This window comes from Variovorax endophyticus, assembly GCF_025376855.1.
GTDB lineage: Bacteria > Pseudomonadota > Gammaproteobacteria > Burkholderiales > Burkholderiaceae_C > Variovorax.
This window is the reverse complement of record NZ_JAHUTH010000039.1, coordinates 60,434-83,630: the sequence shown is the minus strand read 5'-3', so window position 1 is coordinate 83,630 and position 23,197 is coordinate 60,434. Positions and strand designations below refer to the sequence as shown.

19 protein-coding genes and 2 tRNA genes are annotated in these 23,197 nt (G+C 67.0%); 17 read left to right on the top strand and 4 right to left on the bottom strand.

All coding sequences use genetic code 11. The annotated features are described in order from the left end of the window. Window positions 1–68: 68 nt before the first annotated feature. The 15 genes from KV106_RS35480 (at window position 69) to KV106_RS35410 (ending at window position 18,539) form a co-directional block, all read left to right on the top strand. A tRNA-Trp gene (locus KV106_RS35480) sits at window positions 69–144 on the top strand. Between the two features lie 135 nt (window positions 145–279). Beyond that, complete coding sequence (gene secE, locus KV106_RS35475) at window positions 280–663, top strand: preprotein translocase subunit SecE (protein ID WP_057596631.1); 384 nt, start codon at window positions 280–282, stop codon at window positions 661–663. A 6-nt stretch (window positions 664–669) separates the two neighbouring features. After that, window positions 670–1,272 carry a transcription termination/antitermination protein NusG gene (gene nusG / locus KV106_RS35470; RefSeq protein ID WP_064262260.1) on the top strand — a complete coding sequence of 201 codons (603 nt, stop codon included), beginning with the start codon at window positions 670–672 and terminating at the stop codon, window positions 1,270–1,272. Window positions 1,273–1,409: 137 nt separating this feature from the next. Next, window positions 1,410–1,841: a 50S ribosomal protein L11 gene (rplK, locus tag KV106_RS35465; protein ID WP_019658337.1), complete on the top strand. Its 432-nt coding sequence runs from the start codon at window positions 1,410–1,412 to the stop codon at window positions 1,839–1,841. After that, window positions 1,842–2,540 (top strand): 50S ribosomal protein L1, encoded by a 699-nt coding sequence (gene rplA, locus KV106_RS35460; RefSeq protein WP_057596630.1) that lies wholly within the window; start codon window positions 1,842–1,844, stop codon window positions 2,538–2,540. 298 nt (window positions 2,541–2,838) lie between these two features. Beyond that, window positions 2,839–3,372, top strand: a complete 534-nt coding sequence (gene rplJ, locus KV106_RS35455) for a 50S ribosomal protein L10 (protein WP_057596629.1) — start codon at window positions 2,839–2,841, stop codon at window positions 3,370–3,372. 50 nt (window positions 3,373–3,422) lie between these two features. Continuing rightward, window positions 3,423–3,800 carry a 50S ribosomal protein L7/L12 gene (gene rplL / locus KV106_RS35450; RefSeq protein WP_057596628.1) on the top strand — a complete coding sequence of 126 codons (378 nt, stop codon included), beginning with the start codon at window positions 3,423–3,425 and terminating at the stop codon, window positions 3,798–3,800. 301 nt (window positions 3,801–4,101) lie between these two features. After that, the gene (rpoB, locus tag KV106_RS35445) at window positions 4,102–8,226 is read left to right on the top strand and encodes a DNA-directed RNA polymerase subunit beta (protein WP_261216432.1); all 4,125 of its coding nucleotides are present in this window, start codon (window positions 4,102–4,104) and stop codon (window positions 8,224–8,226) included. 19 nt (window positions 8,227–8,245) lie between these two features. Further along, the gene (rpoC, locus tag KV106_RS35440) at window positions 8,246–12,475 is read left to right on the top strand and encodes a DNA-directed RNA polymerase subunit beta' (protein WP_057596626.1); all 4,230 of its coding nucleotides are present in this window, start codon (window positions 8,246–8,248) and stop codon (window positions 12,473–12,475) included. A 136-nt stretch (window positions 12,476–12,611) separates the two neighbouring features. Beyond that, entirely contained in the window at window positions 12,612–13,232 is a 621-nt protein-coding gene (locus KV106_RS35435; protein WP_261216429.1) for a LemA family protein, read from the top strand. A 71-nt stretch (window positions 13,233–13,303) separates the two neighbouring features. Continuing rightward, on the top strand, window positions 13,304–14,674 hold the full coding sequence (rsmB, locus tag KV106_RS35430; RefSeq protein ID WP_409976594.1) for a 16S rRNA (cytosine(967)-C(5))-methyltransferase RsmB: 1,371 nt from the start codon (window positions 13,304–13,306) through the stop codon (window positions 14,672–14,674). Continuing rightward, a complete protein-coding gene (locus KV106_RS35425; RefSeq protein WP_057596624.1) occupies window positions 14,655–15,293 on the top strand; it encodes a DUF4390 domain-containing protein in 639 nt (212 codons plus the stop codon). Before rsmB ends, KV106_RS35425 begins: the two co-directional genes overlap by 20 nt. Further along, complete coding sequence (locus KV106_RS35420; protein ID WP_261216426.1) at window positions 15,290–17,605, top strand: sensor histidine kinase; 2,316 nt, start codon at window positions 15,290–15,292, stop codon at window positions 17,603–17,605. The genes KV106_RS35425 and KV106_RS35420 overlap by 4 nt, the downstream gene beginning before the upstream one ends. A 72-nt stretch (window positions 17,606–17,677) precedes the next feature. Then, window positions 17,678–18,379, top strand: coding sequence for a response regulator (locus KV106_RS35415; protein WP_057596622.1), 702 nt, complete (start codon window positions 17,678–17,680; stop codon window positions 18,377–18,379). A gap of 84 nt (window positions 18,380–18,463) precedes the next feature. Then, window positions 18,464–18,539: transfer RNA gene (locus KV106_RS35410), tRNA-Phe, on the top strand. A gap of 66 nt (window positions 18,540–18,605) precedes the next feature. On the opposite strand, the gene KV106_RS35405 is transcribed toward KV106_RS35410, so the two are convergent. Continuing rightward, window positions 18,606–18,896 (bottom strand): hypothetical protein, encoded by a 291-nt coding sequence (locus KV106_RS35405; RefSeq protein ID WP_261216424.1) that lies wholly within the window; start codon window positions 18,894–18,896, stop codon window positions 18,606–18,608. A gap of 266 nt (window positions 18,897–19,162) precedes the next feature. Here KV106_RS35405 and chrA point away from each other — a divergent pair, with 266 nt between their 5' ends. Beyond that, a complete protein-coding gene (gene chrA, locus KV106_RS35400) occupies window positions 19,163–20,407 on the top strand; it encodes a chromate efflux transporter (RefSeq protein WP_261216422.1) in 1,245 nt (414 codons plus the stop codon). Between the two features lies 1 nt (window position 20,408). Here chrA and KV106_RS35395 read toward each other — a convergent pair whose 3' ends face one another. The 3 genes from KV106_RS35395 to KV106_RS35385 all read right to left on the bottom strand — a co-directional run bounded on the left by KV106_RS35395 (window position 20,409) and on the right by KV106_RS35385 (window position 22,516). Beyond that, a complete protein-coding gene (locus KV106_RS35395; protein ID WP_261216420.1) occupies window positions 20,409–20,837 on the bottom strand; it encodes a DUF1810 domain-containing protein in 429 nt (142 codons plus the stop codon). 89 nt (window positions 20,838–20,926) lie between these two features. After that, window positions 20,927–21,907 carry an alpha/beta fold hydrolase gene (locus KV106_RS35390; protein ID WP_261216419.1) on the bottom strand — a complete coding sequence of 327 codons (981 nt, stop codon included), beginning with the start codon at window positions 21,905–21,907 and terminating at the stop codon, window positions 20,927–20,929. 132 nt (window positions 21,908–22,039) lie between these two features. Then, on the bottom strand, window positions 22,040–22,516 hold the full coding sequence (locus KV106_RS35385; protein WP_261216417.1) for a MarR family winged helix-turn-helix transcriptional regulator: 477 nt from the start codon (window positions 22,514–22,516) through the stop codon (window positions 22,040–22,042). Window positions 22,517–22,753: 237 nt separating this feature from the next. On the opposite strand from KV106_RS35385, the gene KV106_RS35380 reads away from it, so the two are divergent. Next, window positions 22,754–23,194, top strand: coding sequence for a hypothetical protein (locus KV106_RS35380; protein WP_057593223.1), 441 nt, complete (start codon window positions 22,754–22,756; stop codon window positions 23,192–23,194). Window positions 23,195–23,197 lie beyond the last annotated feature (3 nt).

Sequence of the window (23,197 nt, the reverse complement as noted above, 5' to 3'; positions counted from 1 at the left end):
GCGGCCGTACCGTGGGTTCGGGCGTCGTGGCCAAGATCCTCGACATCTAAGTCGGGCAAGAGTAGCGGAGGGGTATAGCTCAATTGGCAGAGCGTCGGTCTCCAAAACCGAAGGTTGTAGGTTCGATTCCTACTGCCCCTGCCACCTAGGGTGGCCTCCGAAAACGACCCGCCGGCCTCCGGCGGGAAGGCAAAAAAGCCCGTCGAGACCCGACGGGCTTCGCCGTCTCAACGCGGCGACATGAATTGAGGCCGAAGGGCCGCAGGAAATCAGCCGAACATGGCCACTTCTCAAATCGAAACCGTGAGCACCGGTGCCGACAAGGCCAAGCTGGCCGTGGCGGCGCTGCTGGCCGTGGGCGCCATCGTGGCGTTCTACCTGCTGGCGCGCCAGGGCTCGCTGGTGCAGTGGGCCGCGCTGCTCGTGGGCCTGGCCGCCGCCGTGGCGACCTTCGGAAGTTCCGAGAACGGCCGCCAGCTCTGGGCCTTCGGCCGCGATTCGTGGCGCGAGGTCAAGAAGGTCGTCTGGCCGACCCGCAAGGAAGCGATGCAGATGACGGCTTATGTGTTCGCCTTCGTGGCGATCATGTCCGTCTTCCTCTGGCTCACCGACAAAACGCTCGAATGGGTGTTTTTTGACCTCATCCTGGGCTGGAAAAAGTAAGAACCAATGACCGACGACGCTGTTGAAACCACGCCGCCGGAGGAAAACGCCTCCGTCCTTGCGCCTGCTGCCAATCCCGATCTGCGTTGGTATGTGGTGCATGCCTATTCGGGCATGGAGAAGGCCGTCGAGCGGAACATCACCGAGCGCATCAACCGCGCCGGCATGCAGGACAAGTTCGGCCGCATCCTGGTCCCGACCGAGGAAGTGGTCGAGATCAAGAACGGCCAGAAGCGCACCACCGAGCGCCGCTTCTTCCCGGGCTACGTGCTGGTCGAAATGATCATGGACGACGAGAGCTGGCACCTGGTGAAGCACACCAACAAGGTGACGGGCTTCGTGGGCGGCGCCAAGAACCGTCCGGCCCCGATCTCGCAGAAAGAGGTCGAGGACATCGTCAGCCAGATGCAGCAGGGCACCGAGAAGCCGCGCCACAAGGTCGAGTTCACCGTGGGCGAACTCGTGCGCGTCAAGGAAGGTCCGTTCACCGACTTCAACGGCTCGGTCGAGGAAGTCAACTACGAGAAGAGCAAGGTGCGCGTCTCGGTCATGATCTTCGGCCGCGCCACCCCGGTGGAACTCGAATTCAGCCAGGTCGAAAAGACCTGATGCCCGCCCGGTCTTCGGATCGGGCCATATTCCGGCAGCGCGCTATCCGACTCGGCGCGCGGCCTTGATCGAAGAGTCGTTCACCCCGGGGAGCCCAGGCCACAGGCCTCGGCGATATCACCCGCAAGGAGCAAAGCATGGCGAAAAAAATCGTCGGCTTCATCAAGCTGCAAGTGCCAGCTGGTAAGGCCAACCCGTCCCCGCCGATCGGTCCCGCACTCGGTCAGCGCGGTCTGAACATCATGGAATTCTGCAAGGCGTTCAACGCCCAGACGCAGAGCTACGAGCCGGGTCTGGCGCTGCCGGTGGTCATCACCGCCTTCGCCGACAAGAGCTTCACCTTCATCATCAAGTCGCCGCCCGCTGGCGTCCTGATCAAAAAGGCCATCAAGCTCGACAAGGGCTCCGCGCGCCCGCACACCGACAAGGTCGGCAAGATCACGCGCGCCCAGCTCGAAGAGATCGCAAAGACCAAGATGAAGGACCTGACCGCTGCCGACATGGACGCCGCGGTTCGCACCATCGCTGGTACGGCCCGTTCCATGGGCGTGAATGTGGAGGGCGTGTAAATGGCCAAGATCACCAAGAAGCAGAAGTCGCTCGAAGGCAAGGTCGACAGCACCAAGCTGTACCCGCTGACTGACGCGATCACCATCGTCAAGGAAGCCGCCACCGCCAAGTTCGACGAATCGATCGACGTGGCCGTGCAGCTCGGCATCGACGCGAAGAAGTCGGACCAGGTCGTGCGTGGCGCCGTCGTGCTGCCCAACGGCACCGGCAAGACCAAGCGCGTGGCCGTGTTCGCCCAAGGCGCCAAGGCTGAAGAAGCCAAGGCCGCCGGCGCCGACATCGTCGGCATGGACGACCTGGCTGCCATGGTCAAGGCGGGCGACATGCCCTTCGACGTCGTGATCGCCGCTCCCGACGCGATGCGCGTGGTCGGTACGCTCGGCCAGATCCTCGGCCCGCGCGGCCTGATGCCGAACCCGAAGGTCGGCACCGTGACGCCCGACGTCGCGACCGCCGTGAAGAACGCCAAGGCCGGCCAGGTGCAGTTCCGCGTCGACAAGGCCGGTATCGTGCACGGCACGATCGGTCGCCGTTCGTTCGACAGCGACAAGCTGCAAGGCAACCTCGCCGCGCTGATCGATGCCCTGGTCAAGGCCAAGCCGGCCTCGAGCAAGGGTGTCTACCTGCGCAAGGTCGCCGTGTCGTCGACGATGGGCGTGGGTGTCCGCGTGGACACGCAGACCATCGCCGCTGCCTGATCCCAGGCAGGAGCGAAGGCAAAAGTAGATTGGCCCGGCTCCGGTTCCGCAAGGGACGGGGCAGGGCGAATGTGGTGGGTCGCGGCGGCTTCGGTTGCCGCGGGCCATCCAAGACCGCTGGTGTGCAGGTCGCCTGCACTTAATCGCCCGGCCCTCGCCGGGCAGCCAGCGCAGATGGCGATCCCGCTGCAAGGAATTCGAGTTTTCCGACGAATGGGTTCCGAACAGTTGGTCGCTGCATGAGGCGCGGTCCGAGGTTCATGAAACAGCCGAAGACCGCATTGAAAAGGAGTAGACCTTGAGTCTGAATCGCAGTGAGAAAGAAGCGGTCATCAATGAAGTGACCAGCCTCGCCGCAAAAGCTCAAACGCTCGTGATGGCGGAATACCGTGGCATCACGGTGGCCGACATGACCAAACTGCGCAGCGAAGCTCGCAGCAAGGGTGTGAGCCTGAGTGTTCTGAAGAACACCCTGGCCCGCCGTGCTGTGGCTGGCAGCGCGTTTGAGATCGTCGGCGACCAGATGACCGGTCCGCTGATCTATGGCTTCTCCGAAGACGCCGTGGCCGCCGCGAAGGTGGTGGCCGATTTCGCGAAAACCAACGACAAGCTGGTGATTCGCGGTGGCGCATTCGGTGGCAAGGCCCTGGACGTCGACGGCGTGAAGCAACTGGCCAACATCCCTTCCAAGGAAGTGCTGCTGGCGCAACTGCTGGGCTTGATGCAATCGCCGATCTCTCGTACCGCCCGCGTGCTCGCGGCGCTGGCCGAGAAGCGCGGTGGTGGCGAAGCTGCACCCGCCGATGCACCGGCAGAAGCGCAAGCGGCTTGATCGCCAAGCCTTGCGTTTGAAAAATTCAACCCAATTGTTAGGAAACCAAAATGGCATTCGATAAAGACGCATTTCTGACCGCGCTGGACAGCATGACGGTCCTCGAGCTCAACGACCTGGTCAAGGCCATCGAAGAGAAGTTCGGCGTGAGCGCCGCTGCAATGGCTGCTCCGGCTGCCGGTGGTGGCGGTGCCGCCGCTGCCGCGGTCGAAGAGAAGACCGAATTCAACGTCGTGCTGGCTGACGTCGGCGCGAACAAGGTGTCGGTCATCAAGGCCGTGCGCGAAATCACCGGCCTGGGCCTCAAGGAAGCCAAGGACCTGGTGGAAGCCGCTCCCAAGGCCGTCAAGGAAGGCCTGTCGAAGGCTGACGCCGACGCTGCCAAGAAGAAGCTGGAAGAAGCCGGCGCCAAGGTGGAACTGAAGTAATTCGGACCCCCTCGAGGGCTGGAGGTGCCTGAAAAGGCCCTCCAGCCTTTGCCGCTTTCAGAGCGCACTCAAAAGTCGGCTCGATGTCGGCTTTCCCGGAGACCAGGAGGTCGAGGGAAATGCCAGATCAAGACGTTTTTTGAGTGTCTTCTGACCCCGACTGCAGAAGACCCCTTGGTTCGGGCGATGTGCAACGCATCGCTGTCCGCCAACGGCTGGTAGTGGCCAGCCGCCAAGCAGTGGTGCCGTTCGTCCCGGCATTGCTGACAAGTCGCTGAAGATCTCAAGCACCGGAGCTCTCATGGCCCAATCGTCCGAGTACAGTTACACCGAACGCAAGCGCATCCGAAAAAGTTTCGGCAGCCGCGACAGCGTCGTCGAAATTCCCTACCTGCTGCAGATGCAGAAGGACGCGTACACCGCGTTCCTGCAAGCGGGCATCGCTCCGCAAAAACGCACTGTCGAAGGCCTGCAGGCCGCGTTCGACGCCGCCTTCCCGATCGTCTCGCACAACGGTTTCGTCGAGATGAAGTTCCTCGAGTACAACCTGGCGAAGCCGGCGTTCGACGTGCGCGAGTGCCAGACCCGTGGTCTGACCTTCGCCTCGGCGGTGCGCGCCAAGGTCCAGCTCATCATCTATGACCGCGAGTCGTCGACCTCGCAGTCGAAGGTGGTCAAGGAAGTGAAGGAGCAGGAGGTCTACATGGGCGAAGTGCCGCTCATGACCGAGAAGGGCTCGTTCATCATCAACGGCACGGAACGCGTGATCGTTTCGCAGCTGCACCGTTCGCCGGGCGTGTTCTTCGAACACGACAAGGGCAAGACGCACAGCTCGGGCAAGCTGCTGTTCTCGGCCCGCGTGATTCCCTACCGCGGTTCGTGGCTCGACTTCGAGTTCGACCCGAAGGACATGCTGTACTTCCGCGTCGACCGTCGCCGCAAGATGCCGGTCACGATCCTGTTGAAGGCCATCGGCCTGAACCCGGAATCGATCCTCGCGAACTTCTTCGTCAACGACAACTTCCGCCTCATGGACAGCGGCGCGCAGATGGAGTTCGTCTCCGAGCGCCTGCGCGGCGAAGTCGCGCGCTTCGACATCACCGACAAGTCGGGCAAGGTCGTGGTCGCCAAGGACAAGCGGGTCACCGCGCGCCACACGCGCGAACTCGAGCAGGGCGGCACCACGCACATCAGCGTGCCGGAAGACTTCCTGATCGGCCGCGTGATCGCGCGCAACATCGTCGACCCCGACTCGGGCGAGATCCTGTCGAAGGCCAACGACGAGCTGACCGAATCGCTGCTGAAGAAGCTGCGCGGCGCCGGCGTGCAGGACATCCAGGTCATCTACACCAACGAACTCGACCAGGGCGCGTACATCTCGCAGACCCTGCGCATCGACGAGACGGTGGACGAGTTCGCCGCGCGCGTGGCGATCTACCGCATGATGCGCCCCGGCGAGCCGCCGACGGAAGACGCGGTGCAGGCCCTGTTCCAGCGCCTGTTCTACAACCCGGACACGTACGACCTGTCGCGCGTCGGCCGCATGAAGTTCAACGCCAAGGTCGGCCGCGACGAGTCGACCGGCCCGATGGTGCTGACCAACGAGGACATCCTGGCGGTCGTCAAGATCCTGGTGGACCTGCGCAACGGCAACGGCGAAGTCGACGACATCGACCACCTCGGCAACCGCCGCGTGCGTTGCGTCGGCGAACTGGCCGAGAACCAGTACCGCACCGGCCTGGCACGTATCGAGAAGGCCGTGAAGGAGCGTCTGGGCCAGGCGGAGCAAGAGCCGCTGATGCCGCACGACCTGATCAACAGCAAGCCGATCTCGGCCGCGCTGAAGGAGTTCTTCGGCGCCTCGCAGCTGTCGCAGTTCATGGACCAGACGAACCCGCTGTCCGAGATCACCCACAAGCGCCGCGTGTCGGCCCTTGGCCCGGGCGGTCTGACGCGCGAGCGTGCCGGCTTCGAAGTGCGCGACGTGCACGTGACCCATTACGGCCGCGTGTGCCCGATCGAAACGCCCGAAGGCCCGAACATCGGCCTGATCAACTCGCTGGCCCTGTATGCCCGCCTGAACGAATACGGCTTCATCGAGACGCCGTACCGCCGCGTGGTCGACAGCAAGGTCACGAACGAGATCGACTACCTGTCGGCCATCGAGGAAGGCAAGTACGTCATCGCCCAGGCCAACGCGGCCCTGGACAAGGATGGCAAGCTGACCGGCGACCTGGTGTCGGCGCGTGAAGCCGGCGAATCGATCCTGGTCGGCGCCGAGCGCATCCAGTACATGGACGTGTCGCCCGCGCAGATCGTGTCGGTGGCCGCTTCGCTGGTTCCGTTCCTCGAGCACGACGACGCGAACCGCGCGCTGATGGGCGCCAACATGCAGCGCCAGGCCGTGCCCGTGCTGCGTCCCGAGAAGCCGATGGTCGGCACCGGCATCGAGCGCGTTTCCGCGGTCGACTCCGGCACCGTGGTCACGGCCACCCGCGGCGGTATCGTCGACTACGTCGACGCGACCCGTGTCGTGGTGCGCGTGAACGACGACGAGGCCGCGGCCGGCGAAGTCGGCGTGGACATCTACAACCTGATCAAGTATCAGCGTTCGAACCAGAACACCAACATCCACCAGCGTCCGATCGTCAAGCGCGGCGACAAGATCGCCAAGGGCGACGTGGTGGCCGACGGTGCATCGACCGACCTCGGCGAACTGGCCCTGGGCCAGAACATGCTGATCGCGTTCATGCCCTGGAACGGCTACAACTTCGAAGACTCGATCCTGATCTCCGAACGCATCGTGGCCGACGACCGCTACACCTCGATCCACATCGAGGAACTGGTGGTGATGGCCCGCGACACCAAGCTCGGCGCCGAGGAAATCACGCGCGACATCCCGAACCTGGCCGAACAGCAGCTCAACCGCCTCGACGAGTCCGGCATCATCTACGTGGGTGCCGAAGTCATGCCCGGCGACACGCTGGTGGGCAAGGTCACGCCGAAGGGCGAGACCACGCTGACGCCGGAAGAGAAGCTGCTGCGCGCCATCTTCGGCGAGAAGGCTTCGGACGTGAAGGACACCTCGCTGCGCGTGGACCAGGGCTCGCAAGGCACCGTGATCGACGTGCAGGTGTTCACCCGCGAAGGCATCCAGCGCGACAAGCGCGCCCAGCAGATCATCGACGACGAGCTCAAGCGCTTCCGCCTCGACCTGAACGACCAGCTTCGCATCGTCGAGGCCGACGCCTTCGACCGGATCGAGAAGCTGCTGACCGGCAAGGTCGCCAACGGCGGCCCGAACAAGCTCGCCAAGGGCACCAAGCTCGACAAGGCCTACCTGTCGTCGGTCGAGAAGTTCCACTGGTTCGACATCCGTCCGGCCGACGAGGAAGTGGCCTCGCAGCTGGAGTCGATCAAGAACTCGCTCGAGCAGACGCGCCACAGCTTCGACCTCGCGTTCGAAGAAAAGCGCAAGAAGCTCACGCAGGGCGACGAGCTGCCCGCGGGCGTGCTCAAGATGGTCAAGGTCTACCTGGCCGTCAAGCGCCGCCTGCAACCCGGCGACAAGATGGCCGGCCGCCACGGCAACAAGGGCGTGGTGTCGAAGATCGTTCCGATCGAGGACATGCCGCACATGGCCGACGGCACGCCGTGCGACATCTGCCTGAACCCGCTGGGCGTGCCCTCGCGGATGAACGTGGGTCAGGTGCTCGAGGTGCATCTGGGCTGGGCCGGCAAGGGCATCGGCCAGCGCATCGGCGACCTGCTGCAGCAGGAGGCCAAGGCGGCCGAGCTGCGCCAGTTCATGGAGCAGCTGTACAACGGCTCGGGCCGCGAGGAGAACATCGCCTCGCTGAGCGACGCCGACGTGCTCGAGATGGCGGCGAACCTGCAGAACGGCGCGACCTTCGCGACGCCCGTGTTCGACGGTGCCTCGGAAGAGGAAATCCGCGGCATGCTGAAGCTCGCCTACCCGGACGACATCGCCAAGGCCAAGGGCCTGACCGAGAGCCGTACGCAGGCCTACCTGTTCGACGGCCGCACCGGCGACCAGTTCGAGCGTCCCGTCACCGTCGGCTACATGCACTTCCTGAAGCTGCATCACCTGGTGGACGACAAGATGCACGCGCGCTCGACCGGCCCGTACTCGCTGGTCACGCAGCAGCCGCTGGGCGGCAAGGCGCAATTCGGCGGCCAGCGTTTCGGGGAAATGGAAGTGTGGGCGCTGGAAGCCTACGGCGCTGCCTACGTCCTGCAGGAAATGCTGACCGTGAAGTCCGACGACGTGCAGGGCCGGACCAAGGTCTACGAAAGCATCGTCAAGGGCGAGCACTCGATCGAAGCCGGCATGCCGGAATCGTTCAACGTGCTGGTCAAGGAAATCCGTTCGCTGGGTCTCGACATCGAGCTCGAGCGTTCGTAAACGAAGGGGATAGAGTCTTATGAAATCGCTACTCGACCTGTTCAAGCAGTTCACCCCGGATGAGCATTTCGATGCCATCAAGATCGGCATGGCTTCGCCCGAAAAGATCCGCTCGTGGTCTTTCGGCGAGGTGAAGAAGCCCGAGACGATCAACTACCGCACGTTCAAGCCCGAACGCGACGGCCTGTTCTGCGCCAAGATCTTCGGCCCGATCAAGGACTACGAGTGCCTGTGCGGCAAGTACAAGCGCCTCAAGCACCGCGGCGTGATCTGCGAGAAGTGCGGCGTCGAAGTCACGCAGACCAAGGTTCGCCGCGAGCGCATGGGTCACATCGACCTGGCCGCTCCCTGCGCGCACATCTGGTTCCTGAAGTCGCTGCCGTCGCGCCTGGGCCTGGTGCTCGACATGACGCTGCGCGACATCGAGCGCGTGCTGTACTTCGAAGCCTACGTGGTGACCGACCCCGGCATGACCCCGCTGAAGAAGTTCAGCATCATGTCCGAGGACGACTACGACACGAAGCGCAAGGAATACGGTGACGAGTTCATCGCCAAGATGGGCGCCGAAGGCATCAAGGACCTGCTGGAGGGCATCGAGCTCGACAGCGAGATCGAGAAGCTGCGCGGCGACCTGACCGGTTCCGAAGTCAAGGTCAAGAAGAACTCCAAGCGCCTGAAGGTGCTCGAGGCCTTCCGCAAGTCGGGCATCAAGCCCAACTGGATGGTGCTCGACGTGCTGCCCGTGCTGCCGCCGGACCTGCGTCCGCTGGTGCCGCTGGACGGCGGCCGCTTCGCGACCTCCGACCTGAACGACCTGTACCGCCGCGTCATCAACCGCAACTCGCGTCTGCGCCGCCTGCTGGAGCTCAAGGCTCCGGAAATCATCGCGCGCAACGAAAAGCGGATGCTGCAGGAAGCCGTCGACTCGCTGCTGGACAACGGCCGCCGCGGCAAGGCCATGACGGGCGCCAACAAGCGCGCGCTCAAGTCGCTGGCCGACATGATCAAGGGCAAGAGCGGTCGCTTCCGCCAGAACCTGCTGGGCAAGCGCGTCGACTACTCGGGCCGTTCGGTCATCGTGGTGGGCCCGACGCTCAAGCTGCACCAGTGCGGCCTGCCGAAGCTGATGGCGCTCGAGCTGTTCAAGCCCTTCATCTTCTCGCGCCTCGAAGCCATGGGCATCGCGACCACGATCAAGGCTGCCAAGAAGGAAGTCGAATCGGGCACGCCGGTGGTCTGGGACATCCTGGAAGAGGTGATCAAGGAGCACCCGGTGATGCTGAACCGCGCACCGACGCTGCACCGCCTGGGCATCCAGGCCTTCGAGCCGATCCTGATCGAAGGCAAGGCGATCCAGCTGCACCCGCTGGTCTGCGCGGCCTTCAACGCCGACTTCGACGGCGACCAGATGGCCGTCCACGTGCCGCTGTCGGTGGAAGCGCAGATGGAAGCCCGCACGCTGATGCTGGCCTCCAACAACGTGCTGTTCCCCGCTTCGGGCGAACCCTCGATCGTTCCCTCGCAGGACGTGGTGCTGGGTCTGTACTACACGACCCGCGACCGCATCAACGGCAAGGGCGAAGGCCTGATGTTCTCGGACATCGGTGAAGTGCAGCGCGCGCTCGACGCCAACGTGGTCGAGCTGACCGCCAAGGTCGCCGTGCGCATCACGGAGTACACCAAGAACAAGGAAACCGGCGAATTCGTGCCGTCGACCTCGCTCGTGGACACCACCGTGGGCCGTGCCCTGCTGTCCGAGATCCTGCCCAAGGGCCTGCCGTTCTCGAACATCAACAAGGCGCTGAAGAAGAAGGAAATCTCCAAGCTCATCAACGTGAGCTTCCGCAAGTGCGGCCTGAAGGAGACCGTGGTCTTCGCCGACAAGCTGCTGCAGAACGGCTTCCGCCTCGCGACCAAGGCCGGCATCTCGATCGCCATCGACGACATGCTGGTGCCGGCCGAGAAGCACGGCATCATCGACCGCTCGGCCAAGGAAGTGAAGGAGATCGAGCAGCAGTACGTCTCCGGTCTCGTGACCTCCGGCGAGCGCTACAACAAGGTGGTGGACATCTGGGGCAAGGCCGGCGACGAAGTGTCGAAGGTGATGATGGCCAAGCTGTCGAAGCAGAAGGTCATCGACCGCCACGGCAAGGAAGTCGAGCAGGAGTCCTTCAACTCGATCTACATGATGGCCGACTCGGGTGCCCGCGGTTCCGCGGCCCAGATCCGCCAGGTGGCCGGCATGCGCGGCCTGATGGCCAAGCCGGACGGCTCGATCATCGAGACGCCCATCACCGCGAACTTCCGCGAAGGCCTGAACGTGCTGGAGTACTTCATCTCCACCCACGGTGCCCGAAAGGGTCTGGCCGACACGGCGCTGAAGACGGCGAACTCGGGCTACCTGACCCGCCGTCTGGTCGACGTGACGCAGGATCTGGTCGTGATCGAGCAGGACTGCGGCACGCACGACGGCGCGCTGATGCGCGCGATCGTCGAGGGCGGTGAAGTCATCGAATCGCTGCGCGACCGTATCCTCGGCCGTACCGCGGCCGAAGACGTGGTGCACCCCGAGACGCGCGCCGTGCTGGTCAAGGCCGGCGACATGCTCGACGAGGACACGATCGAGGCCATCGAGGCCGACGGCGTGGACGAAGTCAAGGTCCGCACCGCGCTGACCTGCGCCACGCGCTTCGGCATCTGTGCCAAGTGCTACGGCCGCGACCTCGGCCGCGGCGGCCTGGTGAACAACGGCGAAGCGGTCGGCGTGATCGCGGCGCAGTCGATCGGCGAACCGGGCACGCAGCTCACGATGCGTACCTTCCACATCGGTGGTGCGGCTTCGCGCGCGGCTGTCGCTTCGAGCGTCGAGGCCAAGTCCAACGGCGTGATCGGCTTCAACGCCACGATGCGCTACGTGACCAACAGCAAGAACGAGCTGGTGGTGATCGCACGTTCGGGCGAGATCGTCATCCATGACGAGCACGGCCGCGAGCGCGAGCGCCACAAGGTGCCGTACGGTGCGACGCTGACGGTCAAGGCCGACCAGCAGATCAAGGCCGGCCACGTGCTCGCCAACTGGGACCCGCTGACGCGTCCGATCATCACGGAATTCGCCGGCAAGACCCAGTTCGAGAACGTCGAGGAAGGCCTCACGGTCGCCAAGCAGGTGGACGACGTGACCGGTCTGTCGACCCTGGTCGTGATCGACCCGAAGCGCCGCGGCGCCGCCAAGGTCGTGCGTCCGCAGGTCAAGCTGATCGACGCCTCGGGCGCCGAGGTGAAGATCCCCGGCACCGACCACTCGGTGACGATCGGCTTCCCGATCGGCGCGCTGATCCAGGTGCGCGACGGCCAGGACGTGGGCCCCGGCGAAGTGCTGGCGCGTATTCCGGTCGAAGGCCAGAAGACCCGCGACATCACCGGCGGTCTGCCGCGCGTGGCCGAGCTGTTCGAAGCCCGTTCGCCGAAGGACAAGGGCATGCTGGCCGAGATGACCGGCACCGTGTCGTTCGGCAAGGAGACGAAGGGCAAGATCCGCCTGCAGATCACCGACCCGGAAGGCAAGGTCTGGGAAGAGCTCGTGCCGAAGGAAAAGAACATCCTGGTGCACGAAGGCCAGGTGGTGAACAAGGGCGAGAGCGTGGTCGACGGTCCGGCGGACCCGCAGGACATCCTGCGCCTGCTGGGTTCGGAAGAACTCGCGCGCTACATCGTGGACGAGGTGCAGGACGTGTACCGCCTGCAGGGCGTGAAGATCAACGACAAGCACATCGAGGTGATCGTTCGCCAGATGCTGCGCCGCGTCGTGGTCGACAACGTCGGCGACACCAACTACATCTCGGGCGAACAGGTCGAACGCAGCGAAATGCTCAACACCAACGACGCCCTGCGCGCCGACGGCAAGATCCCCGCGACGTACACCAACCTGCTGCTCGGTATCACGAAGGCCTCGCTGTCGACCGACTCGTTCATCTCCGCCGCTTCGTTCCAGGAAACGACGCGCGTGCTGACCGAGGCCGCGATCATGGGCAAGCGCGACGAGCTGCGCGGCCTGAAGGAAAACGTCATCGTCGGCCGCCTGATTCCCGCGGGCACCGGCATGGCGTACCACCAGGCACGCAAGGCCAAGGACGAGATGGACGAGGCCGAGCGCCGCGCCATCGCCGAGTCCGAAGCCGCCGAACTGGCTGGTTCGTCCAGCGATGCCACCACCACGGCCGACGCCAGCGAAGGCGCCGCGACCGAATAACTGGTTAGCATCGCCCGGCCATGACCGGTCGTGAACGCCTCCTGGCCCTCGCGGTCGGGAGGCGTTTTTTCATGGGGGCGCCGGTTTTCCGCCGGCCCTCCCGTCCTTCGTTTCCGCTTTTCCTGGAGTGCCGTCGATGAGCGTGTTGCCCGATTCGCTGGCCGGCTGGGTCGTCGTGGCCGTGCTGCTGTTCTGGTTTGTCGGCGCTTACAACCGGCTGGTGCGGCTGCGGGCCGCGGTCCTGCAGGCCTATGCCACGCTGGACGCCGCGCTGGCGCGCCAGCTCGACTTCGTGCAGACCAGCCTGAGCGCGCCGTCGGCCGCCGAGGAATCGACCGATACCGCGGCGGGCGCCGCATCGCTGCAGGCCGCGACCACGCAGATGGCCACCCTGCTCGGCGCGACCCGGCAGCGCCCGCTCGAGGCCGGCAGCATGTCGGCGCTCGCGACCGCGCTGCAGGTGCTGCTGACCGCCTGGCAGCGCCGGCATCCGGATGCGGTGACCTCCTTCCATCCCGACGGCACGCTGTCGCGTCCCGCGGGGCAGGCTTCGACGGCGAACGCGCTGGTGCCGGTGGCGGCCGCGGGCGCGATCGCGGTCGAGCCGATGGCCTGGCCCGAGCCGTCGGCCGCCGCCGAGATCGCGCGCACCCAGTTCAACCTCGCGGTCGCCAGCTACAACGCGGCGATCGCCCAGTTCCCGGCGCTGCTGGTGGCATGGGCCGTGCGTCTGAGGCCCGCGGCGCCGCTGCACTGAACTTCGGCCGCCCGTTTCGTTCTTCATATTGCCCGGGTGGCGGACATCCGGGCCCTTTAACATCGCCCGCATTGCCTGCTCTTCCTTCTGACCCCTCGCACGGCGGCGCTTCGCCGCTGCAACCGCCGCTCTGGCGCCAACTGCAATTGACCGCGGGGGCGCTGGCGTCGATCCGCGCCGGCACCTCGGGCTCGGTCGCCTTCGAGGCCGTCGAACCGGCGTTGCGTCCCGGCGTCCAGGCGCTGGGCTTCCAGGTGCTGCGCTGGCTCGGCCGCGCCGAAGCCCTGCGCCGCCATCTCGCCAAGCGCACGCCGCCGCCGCTGCCCGATGCGCTGCTGTGCACCGCGCTCGGCCTGGCCTGGGACGCGGCGCAGTCGCCCTACGAGCCTTTCACGCTGGTCGACCAGACCGTGGAGGCCGCCAAGCGCAACCCGGCCACGCGCGCGCAGGCCAGCTTCATCAATGCCTGCCTGCGGCGCTTCCTGCGCGAGCGCGACGAACTCGTGGCCGCCACCGATGCCGAACCGGTGGCGCACTGGAACCATCCGCGCTGGTGGATCGAGAAGCTCAAGCGCGACCATCCGCGCGACTGGCAGCGCGTGCTGCAGGCCGACAACGCCCAGGCGCCGATGACCCTGCGCGTGAACGTGCGCAAGACCGCCGCCGGCCCCTATCGCAACGAGCTCGCGGCGCTCGACATGCCGGCCACGCCGGTCGCCCTCAACGGGCTGCAGCTCGCGCGCGCGCGGCCGGTGCAGCAACTGCCCGGTTTCGCCGATGGCGCCTGCTCGGTGCAGGACGCCGCCGCCCAGCTCGCCGCGCCGCTGCTGCTCGACGGGCTCGCGGCGCCGTCCGGCCGGCGGCTGCGCGTGCTCGACGCCTGCGCCGCGCCCGGCGGCAAGACCGCCCACCTGCTCGAGTTCGCGGGCCCCGATGCCCTCGAGCTGACCGCGCTCGAGGTCGACGCCGTGCGCAGCCGCCGCATCGACGAGACCCTGGCGCGCCTCGACCTGCAAGCCAAGGTGGTGGTGGCCGACGCGGCGCGGCCCGCCGACTGGTGGGACCGGACGCCGTTCGACGCCATCCTGCTCGATGCCCCCTGCACCGCCTCGGGCATCGTGCGCCGCCATCCGGACGTGCGCTGGCTGCGCCGCGAGAGCGACACCGCCCAGTTGGCGCTGCAGCAGGCCGCGCTGCTGGCGGCGCTCTGGCCCCTGGTGCAGCCCGGCGGACGGCTGCTTTACTGCACCTGTTCGGTGTTTCGGGAAGAGGGTTCGCAACAGATCGATGCGTTTCTTGCACACAACACCGACGCCCGATTGCGGCCATCGCCGGGGCATTTGCTGCCTCAAAGCGGGGCGAATGCCCGTGGCGTCCAGGACAATCCCCTGGGTGACCACGACGGCTTTTTCTACGCCCTGCTTGAAAAGCACCCGGGTTGAACCGCGCAAGCCCCGGTGGCTGGTGCTGCTGGCGCTGGTGGTCGTGCTGCTCGTCACGGTGCTGGCGCCGCCCGTGCTGGCCCAGACGCGCAATGCCGCCGCCGTCACCCAGATGCGGCTCGAGCAGTCCGACGATGCCGTCTACCTCAATGCCGCCGTGCAGTTCGAGCTGCCCGCGCTGGTCGAGGACGTGCTCGACAAGGGCATCGCGATCTACTTCGTGGCCGAGGCCGAGATGTTCCAGGAGCGCTGGTACTGGACCGACCGCAAGGTCGCGCAGGCCACGCGCCACATGCGGCTGGCCTACCAGCCTCTGACCCGCCGCTGGCGGCTCAACGTCTCGCCCCTGCCGCTGTCGGGCTCGGCCAGCTTCAGCCTGTCGCTGAACCAGAACTTCGACAGCCTCGCCGATGCGCTCGAGGCCGTGCGGCGCGTGGGCCGGCTGCGCATGGGCGACTCGGCCGAGATCGGCGACGATCCGCTGCACCAGGTCACCTTCCGCTTCCGGCTCGACACCTCGCAGCTGCCGCGGCCGTTCCAGATCGGCGTGGCCGGCCAGGCCGACTGGAACATCTCCGCCGAGCGCAGCGCGCGCCTGGCGGTGGAGAAGCAGCGGTGAGTTCCAAGCCGCGCAGCGGTGCCGCGGCCACGCCCGCCGCGCGCCGCTCGCGCGCGATGCGCTGGGCCGTGGGCGTCGGCGCCGCGCTGGTCACCGCCATCGGCCTGGTGCTGATGTTCCTGCTGGCCCAGGCCACCAACAACCGCGAGCTCTACGAGCGCTACTACGTGCGCCTCTTCGGCATCAACGTCGTGGTGGCGGTGGTGCTGGTGCTGGTGATCGGCTGGGTCGCGTTCCGGCTGCTGCGCCGGCTGCGGCAGGGCAAGTTCGGCAGCCGGCTGCTGATCAAGCTCGCCGCCATCTTCGCGCTGGTGGGCGTGGTGCCGGGTGCGCTGGTCTACGTCGTGTCCTACCAGTTCGTCGAGCGCTCGATCGAGAGCTGGTTCGACGTCAAGGTCGAGGGCGCGCTGAACTCGGGCCTGAACCTCGGGCGCGCCACGCTCGACGCGCTGTCCGACGATCTCGCGGCCAAGACGCGCGCGGCCGGCGGCCAGCTCGCGCAGGTGTCCGATGCGAGCGCGGGCCTCGCGCTCGAACGCATCCGCGACCAGCTCGAGGCGACCGACGTGGTGCTGTGGACCAACGCGGGCCAGCTCATCGCCACCGCGGGCGCGTCGCGCTTCCAGCTCAATCCCGAGCGGCCCACGCCGCAGCAGTTGCGCCAGGTGCGCGCCGACCGCGCCATCGCCCATGTCGAGGGACTCGACGAGCCGCCACCGGGCATCCTGCTGCCGCCGGCCACCGTGCGCGCGCTCGCGATGGTGCAGCGCCCGGGCTTCGACCTCGATGCCGCGCCGCGCTTCCTGCAGGTCACGCGGCCGCTGCCGCCCAACGTGGTGGCCAACGCGCTCGCGGTCGACAAGGCCAACCGCGAATACCAGGAGCGCGCGCTCGGCCGCGTGGGCCTGCGCCGCATGTACATCGGCACGCTCACGCTGAGTCTGTTCCTCGCCGTGTTCGGTGCCGTGCTGCTCGCGGTGCTGTTCGGCAACCAGCTCGCGCGGCCGCTGCTGGTGCTGGCCGACGGCGTGCGCCAGGTGGCCGCGGGCGACCTGCGGCCCACGGCCGTGTCGCAGGGCAAGGACGAGCTCGGCGGCCTCACGCGATCGTTCGCCGTCATGACGCAGCAACTGGCCGAGGCGCGCACCGCGGTCGAGAAGACCATGGGCCAGCTCGATGCCGCGCGCGCCAACCTGCAGACCATCCTCGACAACCTGACCTCGGGTGTGATCGTGCTCGATGCGGCCGGCACCGTGCTGTCGACCAACCCCGGCGCCACGCGCGTGCTGCGCGCGCCGCTGGCCGCCTACGAAGGCCAGCCGCTCGCCGAGGTCCCGGGCCTGGCCGACTTCGGCGCGGCCGTGCAGCAGCAGTTCGAGGACTTCCTCGTCGAGCGCATGCAGCATGGCCTCGACCACTGGCAGCATGCCTTCGAGCTGCATGCCACCGGCACCGACCTGCCGCAGCAGGAGGGCGCCATCAACATCGTGGCGCGCGGCGCCGAGCTGCCCGGGGCCGCGCGGCTGCTGGTGTTCGACGACATCTCCGAGATCGTCTCGGCGCAGCGCGCGCAGGCCTGGGGCGAGGTCGCGCGGCGCCTCGCGCACGAGATCAAGAACCCGCTCACGCCGATCCAGCTCTCGGCCGAGCGGCTCGAGATGAAGCTTTCGGGCAAGGTCGCCGCGCCCGAGCAGGCGGTGCTGGTCAAGTCGGTGAAGACCATCGTCGACCAGGTCGATGCGATGAAGCGGCTGGTCAACGAATTCCGCGACTACGCGCGGCTGCCGGCCGCCGACCTCAAGCCCGTCGATCTCAATGCGCTGCTGGTCGACGTGCTCCATCTCTACAACGCCGAGACCATGCCGATCGCGCTGCGCTTCGAGCCCGACGAGCGCTGCCGTCCGATCCGTGGCGACGCGCAGCAGCTGCGGCAGGTCATCCACAACCTGCTGCAGAACGCGCAGGATGCCGCCGAGGCCGCGGCCGGCGCCACCGGACGGCGCGGCGAGGTCGTGATCCGCACGCGGCTCGGCGATTCGGGACAGCGCGTGCGGCTCACCGTGCAGGACAGCGGACCGGGCTTCGCCGAGAACATTCTCAAGCGCGCGTTCGAGCCCTACGTCACGACGAAAACAAAAGGTACAGGTTTGGGCCTCGCGGTCGTCAAGAAGATCGCCGACGAGCATGGCGCGCGCATCGAGCTGTCCAACCGCGTCGTCGACGGGGCTATAGCGGGGGCGCAAGTCTCGCTATCATTCGCGCTGGCAGGCGAGCCGCAGGCAGCGGCCGCTCACACCGAAGATTCCAAGTAAGTCTTCCGCCGCGCGGCGCGACCGAAAGAGGCCGTCGCACCAACACACCAGCGCACACAACAAGCAGCACTCATGGCAAACATTCTCGTGGTCGATGACGAGCTGGGCATCAGGGACCTGCTCTTCGAAATTCTCAATGACGAAGGCCACAACGTCGAACTCGCGGAGAACGCGGCCGAGGCACGTGCCGCGCGCCAGCGTGCGCGTCCCGACCTCGTGCTGCTCGACATCTGGATGCCCGACACCGATGGCGTGACCCTGCTCAAGGAGTGGTCCACCGCGGGCCTGCTCACGATGCCCGTCATCATGATGAGCGGCCACGCCACCATCGACACCGCCGTCGATGCCACGCGCATCGGTGCCTTCGCCTTCCTCGAGAAGCCGATCACCCTGCAGAAGCTGCTGAAGGCCGTCGAGCAGGGCCTCGCGCGCGAGAGCGCACGCCGCGCCGCGGCCGGTGTCGTGCCCACGCCCACCGGCCATGGCCAGCCCAGCGCCATCACCACCACGGGCGACAGCCTGCTGATGGCCTCGCTCGCGTCGGTGCCCGTGCCCGACCAGGGCCCGCAGTCCACGCAGAGCTTCGATCTCGATCGTCCGCTGCGCGATGCGCGCGACGGTTTCGAGAAGGCCTACTTCGAGTTCCACCTCGCGATGGAGAACGGTTCGATGACACGCGTGGCCGAGAAGACCGGCCTCGAACGCACCCATCTGTACCGAAAGCTCAAACAACTTGGTGTGGATCTTTCGCGAGGCCGCAGAAGCGCTGTATAATCGCAGGCTCCACACTGCAACACAGTGGTTGAACAGGCCTCCAAAGCCAGTTTTTCCCCGGTGAATCGGTGAGGTGCCATACCAGGCCCGGTAGCTCAGTTGGTAGAGCAGCGGATTGAAAATCCGCGTGTCGGTGGTTCGATTCCGCCCCAGGCCACCAAACTGCAAGGCGCTGCAACTTTCCAGGTTGCAGCGCCTTTTGCTTTGGGCCGTCGCCCGAGGTGGTTCAGCGATAGGCCATGAGCAGCAGCAGAACCAGCGTCAGCCCCGCGGCGAGCATGCCGGCCTTCAGCAGTCGGGCGCCCAGTCCCTGGTGCGGCAGAAACTGCCGGTCCGCCAGCGAACGCAGGTCCAGGGCTTCGGGATCGAAACGCGCCAGGCCGACGCGGCGCCGGGCCTCGGTCTCGAGCAGATGGGCCGTGCCCCGGGCGTGCAGCTCGCCCTCCAGCGCGCGCTTGCGCCAGACACGGGCCAGCTCCTCGAGCTCGCGGTCGGACAGTCCCTCTACGTTTCGCATGCCCCGGATTTTGCCTACGGAATTCCGTCGGCGTTGTCGCGCGCGCTTTCAGACCCCGGGGCGGCAGGGGCGCGCGGGCCGAAAAAAAAGCCCGCACGAGGCGGGCCGAAGGGTCCGTACTCGCATCGGACCGGGAGGAAAGCCCACCCCCGAGGGAGGAGGAGAGAGAGGTGGGCAGGCGGATTCTGGCGGGCGATCTGGGAGACATCTTGTCGTTGCGAGACGCGTCGAACTTGCACGGCCGTGACCGATACTGCCGCGCCGCCATGAACGCCCAGCAGCCACCCGACCCCGACCTTCGCGCCGACGAAGGCCACGACACCGCCCGTGCACGCGGCTCGGTGCTCGAGGTCTTCCTCGCCTTCCTCCAGCTAGGCCTCACCTCCTTCGGCGGCCCGGTGGCCCATCTGGGCTACTTCCGCGCGGCCTTCGTCGAGCGTCGCGGCTGGCTCGACGACAGGAGCTACTCGGACCTGGTGGCGCTGTGCCAGTTCCTGCCCGGGCCCGCGAGCAGCCAGGTGGGCATCGCGCTCGGGCTGGGGCGCGCGGGCTGGGGCGGGGCGATCGCGGCGTGGATCGGGTTCACGCTGCCTTCGGCCGTCGCGCTCGTGCTGTTCGCGGCCGGTGTCGCGCAGTGGTCCGCGCTCTCGCAGTCGGGCGTCGTGCATGGGCTCAAGGTGGTCGCGGTGGCCGTGGTCGCGCAGGCGGTCTGGGGCATGGCCAGGACCTTGTGTCCCGATCGCTTGCGCGCGGGCGTGGCGATCGTCGCGGCGCTGCTGGTGCTCGCGGTGCCCTCGGCATGGGGGCAGATCGCGGCCATCGTCGCGGGTGGCGTGGTGGGACGATGGGCGCTGCAGCTGGTCCCTCCGCCCGCGGCCCGGCATCGCGACTACGGCGTGGGCAAGACGACCGGCGCCGTGCTGCTCGGGCTGTTCGTCGTGCTGCTCGTGGCGCTGCCCTTGGTGGCCGCCGCATGGCCATCGCCAGGGCTTGCCGTCGTTGCCGACTTCTACCGGGCCGGTGCTCTGGTGTTCGGCGGCGGGCACGTCGTGCTCCCTCTGCTGCAGGCCGGGGTGGTGCCAAGCGGGCTGGTCTCGAACGATGTCTTCCTCGCGGGCTACGGCGCCGCGCAGGCGGTGCCGGGGCCGCTGTTCACCTTCGCCGCGTTCCTCGGCGCGGTCATGCCCGCCCCCTTCGGCGGCTGGCTCGGCGGACTGGCCTTGCTGCTCGCGATCTTCCTGCCCGCGTTCCTGCTGGTGGCGGGCGCGCTGCCGTTCTGGGAGACGCTGCGCCAGCGCGCGGGCGTGCAGCGCGCGATGGCCGGTGTCAATGCGGCCGTGGTCGGCGTGCTGCTGGCCGCGCTCTACGATCCGGTGGGGACCAGCGCCATCCACGCGCGCGCCGATTTCGGATTGGCGCTCGCGGCCTTCGGGTTGCTGGTCTGGGCGCGCATGTCGCCGGTGCTGGTGGTCGTGCTGGCGGCTGTCGCCGGCGGGTTGATGGCGCTCTGAGTCAGGCGCCGAGCAGCGCGAGCGTCGCTTCGTCGCGCACCCCGCCGTAGTAGCGCGCCAGCACCTCGCCGAAGACCGGCTCGTCCTGCGCGGCGATCTCGAACAGCGTCATGCACGAACACAGCTTCAGATCGTCGGGCGAGCCGAAGATCTGGTGCGCGCTCTTGCCTTGCACGTCGAGCACGAGCTGCGTGCACTGTCGCAACCGTTGCGAGAGCACCGGATGCGCCCAATAGGCCGCTGCCTCATCGATGCCCTCGAGCCCGAAGAAGCGCGCCGTCGAACTGCGGCCCAGCGCCGCGAGCTGCGGGAACACGAACCAGATCCAGTGGCTGCGCTTGCGCCCCGCGGCGAGTTCGGCGCAGACCTCGGCGTACACCGGGTCCTGCGCGTTCACGAAGCGTTCGAGGTCCCAGGGGGTCGATGTCATCTCGAGGTCCTTGGTGGATGCGGCGTGTGCATGCCCGCATCAGACGCAAGCCCGGCGCGCGCGTCAACCCCGCGCGCCGGCTGTCCCGCTCAGGACTTGATGAACGCGAGCAGGTCCGCGTTGAAGCGATCCTTGTGCGTGTCGGTCAGGCCGTGCGGCGCGCCGGGATAGACGATCAGCTTGTTGTTCTTCACCAGCCTGGCCGAGGCCAGGCCGGCGGCGCCGATCGGCACGATCTGGTCGTCGTCGCCGTGCACGATCAGCGTGGGCACGTCGAACTTCTTCAGGTCCTCGGTGAAGTCGGTTTCCGAGAAGGCCTTGATCGAGTCGTAGGTGTTCTTGTGGCCCCCTTGCATGCCCTGCGCCCACCACGAGTCGATCAGGCCCTGCGAGGGCTTGGCACCGGGCCGGTTGAAGCCGAAGAAGGGACCCGATGGCACGTCCTTGTAGAACTGCGAGCGGTTCGCGAGCTGCGCCGCGCGCAGGCCGTCGAACACCTCGATCGGCAGGCCACCGGGGTTGGCGGCCGTCTTGAGCATCAGCGGCGGTACGGCCGAGATCAGCGCGGCCTTGGCCACGCGCTTCGTGCCATGGCGGCCGATGTAGCGCGCGACTTCGCCGCCGCCGGTCGAGAAGCCGACCAGCACCACGTTCTTCAGGTCCAGCGTCTCGATGACGGTGGCGAGGTCGTCGGCATAGGTGTCCATGTCGTTGCCGTTCCACGGCTGGCTCGAGCGGCCATGGCCGCGGCGGTCGTGCGCCACGGCGCGGAAGCCCTGCGAGGCGAGGAACAGCATCTGCGATTCCCAGCTGTCGGAATTCAGCGGCCAGCCATGGCTGAAGACCACGGGCTGCCCGCTGCCCCAGTCCTTGAAGTAGAGCTGCGTGCCGTCCTTGGTGACGATGGTGTTGCCCGAGCCGCGCTGGCCCTTGGCCGCGCGCGCGGGCGCGGCCTCGGCGTTGCGCGCGAGGCCCGCGCCGGCGAGGGCACCGGTCGCGAGCGTGGCGGCGCTGCCGGTCAGCAGGCTGCGGCGCGTGGTGGAAGAAGAGGGGGTCTGGTTCGAGGACATGGTGATTTCCTTTGGCTGGAGGGGAGGGAACGGGTGGACGGGAGAACTAGCGTATGAATGAATATCGCATGCGATATAAATGCCTTGAAAAAAGGCAGCCGGCAACGACTGCCTCGCGAGAGACGGTGGTGGTCATGCGTTCCTGTCGAGGCTGGCACGCAGCGTCTGCAGTTGTTCGCGCAGGCCGTCGATCTCGTCGCCCGACAGCTCCATCGCCTGCGCGACGCAGGCCGGTATGGCCTTGGCCTTGGCGCGCAGCGCGCGCCCTTCGGCCGTGAGCGACACGATGACCTGGCGCTCGTCGAGGGCCGAGCGTGCACGCGCGATGAGCCCGCGGGCCTCGAGCCGCTTGAGCAGCGGCGTGAGCGTGGTGGTCTCGAGCGAGAGGCGGGTGCAGATCTCGGACACGTTGAGGCCGTCGCGCTCCCACAGCACCAGCATCACGAGGTACTGCAGGTAGGTGAGATCGAGGTCGCGCAGCAGGCCGCGGTAGACCTTGTTGAGGCTCAGCATGGTCGAGTAGACGGAGAAGCACAGCTGTTCGTCCAGCGTGAGCCGGTCGGCACTGGGGGCGACGGTTCGGGCGGAGGTGCTTCTCTTGGCTGGCATGGGCAGAATATTAGATCGCATGCGATTCAATTGCAAGCGCTTTATTTGCCGGAGTGCGACGCAGTCCACGAACAGGCACGCCCGCCTGCGACGGCGCCGCGCGCCTTTCTCCTACGGCATCGCGCCGCTCGGCCGCTATCTTGAAGCTTCGCGGCGCAGGCCTTCGGCCCTTCGAGCCAGGCGGATCCTCGATCCGCCCGCCGGCGCCATTCCCCGATCCCAGCCTTTGCATCCATCATGAAGACTTCCCGCACCCTCTGGCCCCTGGGCCTCGCCGCCGCGCTCGCGCTCGGCGCCTGTTCCACCGGCACGCCCAAGGTCTCGGCCGTCGACAACCAGGCCGAGCCCACCGTGCTGCTCGTGCCGCTGCGCGTCGAGGACCCGGCGCACGGCTCCGGCTGCTGGGCCCAGTTCTATTCGAAGCGCGACTTCCAGGGCGATGTCGTGACGCTGGTCGGCCCCGCCACCCTGCAGAGCCTCGACAAGGGCACGGCGCGCCAGCTGCAGCGCGACATCGACAGCGTGACCGTGGGCCCGCGCGCCACGCTCGAGGTCTACCAGCACGCGATGTTCCGCGACCGCACCGTGAGCTTCCCGGCCAACAGCCGCGAAGGCGGGCTGATCAGCCGGCTCGGCTTCGGCGGCCGCATCGAGGCGATGAAGCTCAACTGCAAGTAGCCG

What these genes read in the sequence shown, in the direction of transcription:
- secE (WP_057596631.1), top strand. Translation starts at nt 280, where the DNA reads ATGGCCACTTCTCAAATCGAAACCGTGAGCACCGGTGCCGACAAGGCC.
- nusG (WP_064262260.1), top strand. Translation starts at nt 670, where the DNA reads ATGACCGACGACGCTGTTGAAACCACGCCGCCGGAGGAAAACGCCTCC.
- rplK (WP_019658337.1), top strand. Translation starts at nt 1,410, where the DNA reads ATGGCGAAAAAAATCGTCGGCTTCATCAAGCTGCAAGTGCCAGCTGGT.
- rplA (WP_057596630.1), top strand. Translation starts at nt 1,842, where the DNA reads ATGGCCAAGATCACCAAGAAGCAGAAGTCGCTCGAAGGCAAGGTCGAC.
- rplL (WP_057596628.1), top strand. Translation starts at nt 3,423, where the DNA reads ATGGCATTCGATAAAGACGCATTTCTGACCGCGCTGGACAGCATGACG.
- rpoB (WP_261216432.1), top strand. Translation starts at nt 4,102, where the DNA reads ATGGCCCAATCGTCCGAGTACAGTTACACCGAACGCAAGCGCATCCGA.
- rpoC (WP_057596626.1), top strand. Translation starts at nt 8,246, where the DNA reads ATGAAATCGCTACTCGACCTGTTCAAGCAGTTCACCCCGGATGAGCAT.
- KV106_RS35435 (WP_261216429.1), top strand. Translation starts at nt 12,612, where the DNA reads ATGAGCGTGTTGCCCGATTCGCTGGCCGGCTGGGTCGTCGTGGCCGTG.
- KV106_RS35415 (WP_057596622.1), top strand. Translation starts at nt 17,678, where the DNA reads ATGGCAAACATTCTCGTGGTCGATGACGAGCTGGGCATCAGGGACCTG.
- KV106_RS35405 (WP_261216424.1), bottom strand. Translation starts at nt 18,896, where the DNA reads ATGCGAAACGTAGAGGGACTGTCCGACCGCGAGCTCGAGGAGCTGGCC.
- chrA (WP_261216422.1), top strand. Translation starts at nt 19,163, where the DNA reads ATGAACGCCCAGCAGCCACCCGACCCCGACCTTCGCGCCGACGAAGGC.
- KV106_RS35395 (WP_261216420.1), bottom strand. Translation starts at nt 20,837, where the DNA reads ATGACATCGACCCCCTGGGACCTCGAACGCTTCGTGAACGCGCAGGAC.
- KV106_RS35390 (WP_261216419.1), bottom strand. Translation starts at nt 21,907, where the DNA reads ATGTCCTCGAACCAGACCCCCTCTTCTTCCACCACGCGCCGCAGCCTG.
- KV106_RS35385 (WP_261216417.1), bottom strand. Translation starts at nt 22,516, where the DNA reads ATGCCAGCCAAGAGAAGCACCTCCGCCCGAACCGTCGCCCCCAGTGCC.
- KV106_RS35380 (WP_057593223.1), top strand. Translation starts at nt 22,754, where the DNA reads ATGAAGACTTCCCGCACCCTCTGGCCCCTGGGCCTCGCCGCCGCGCTC.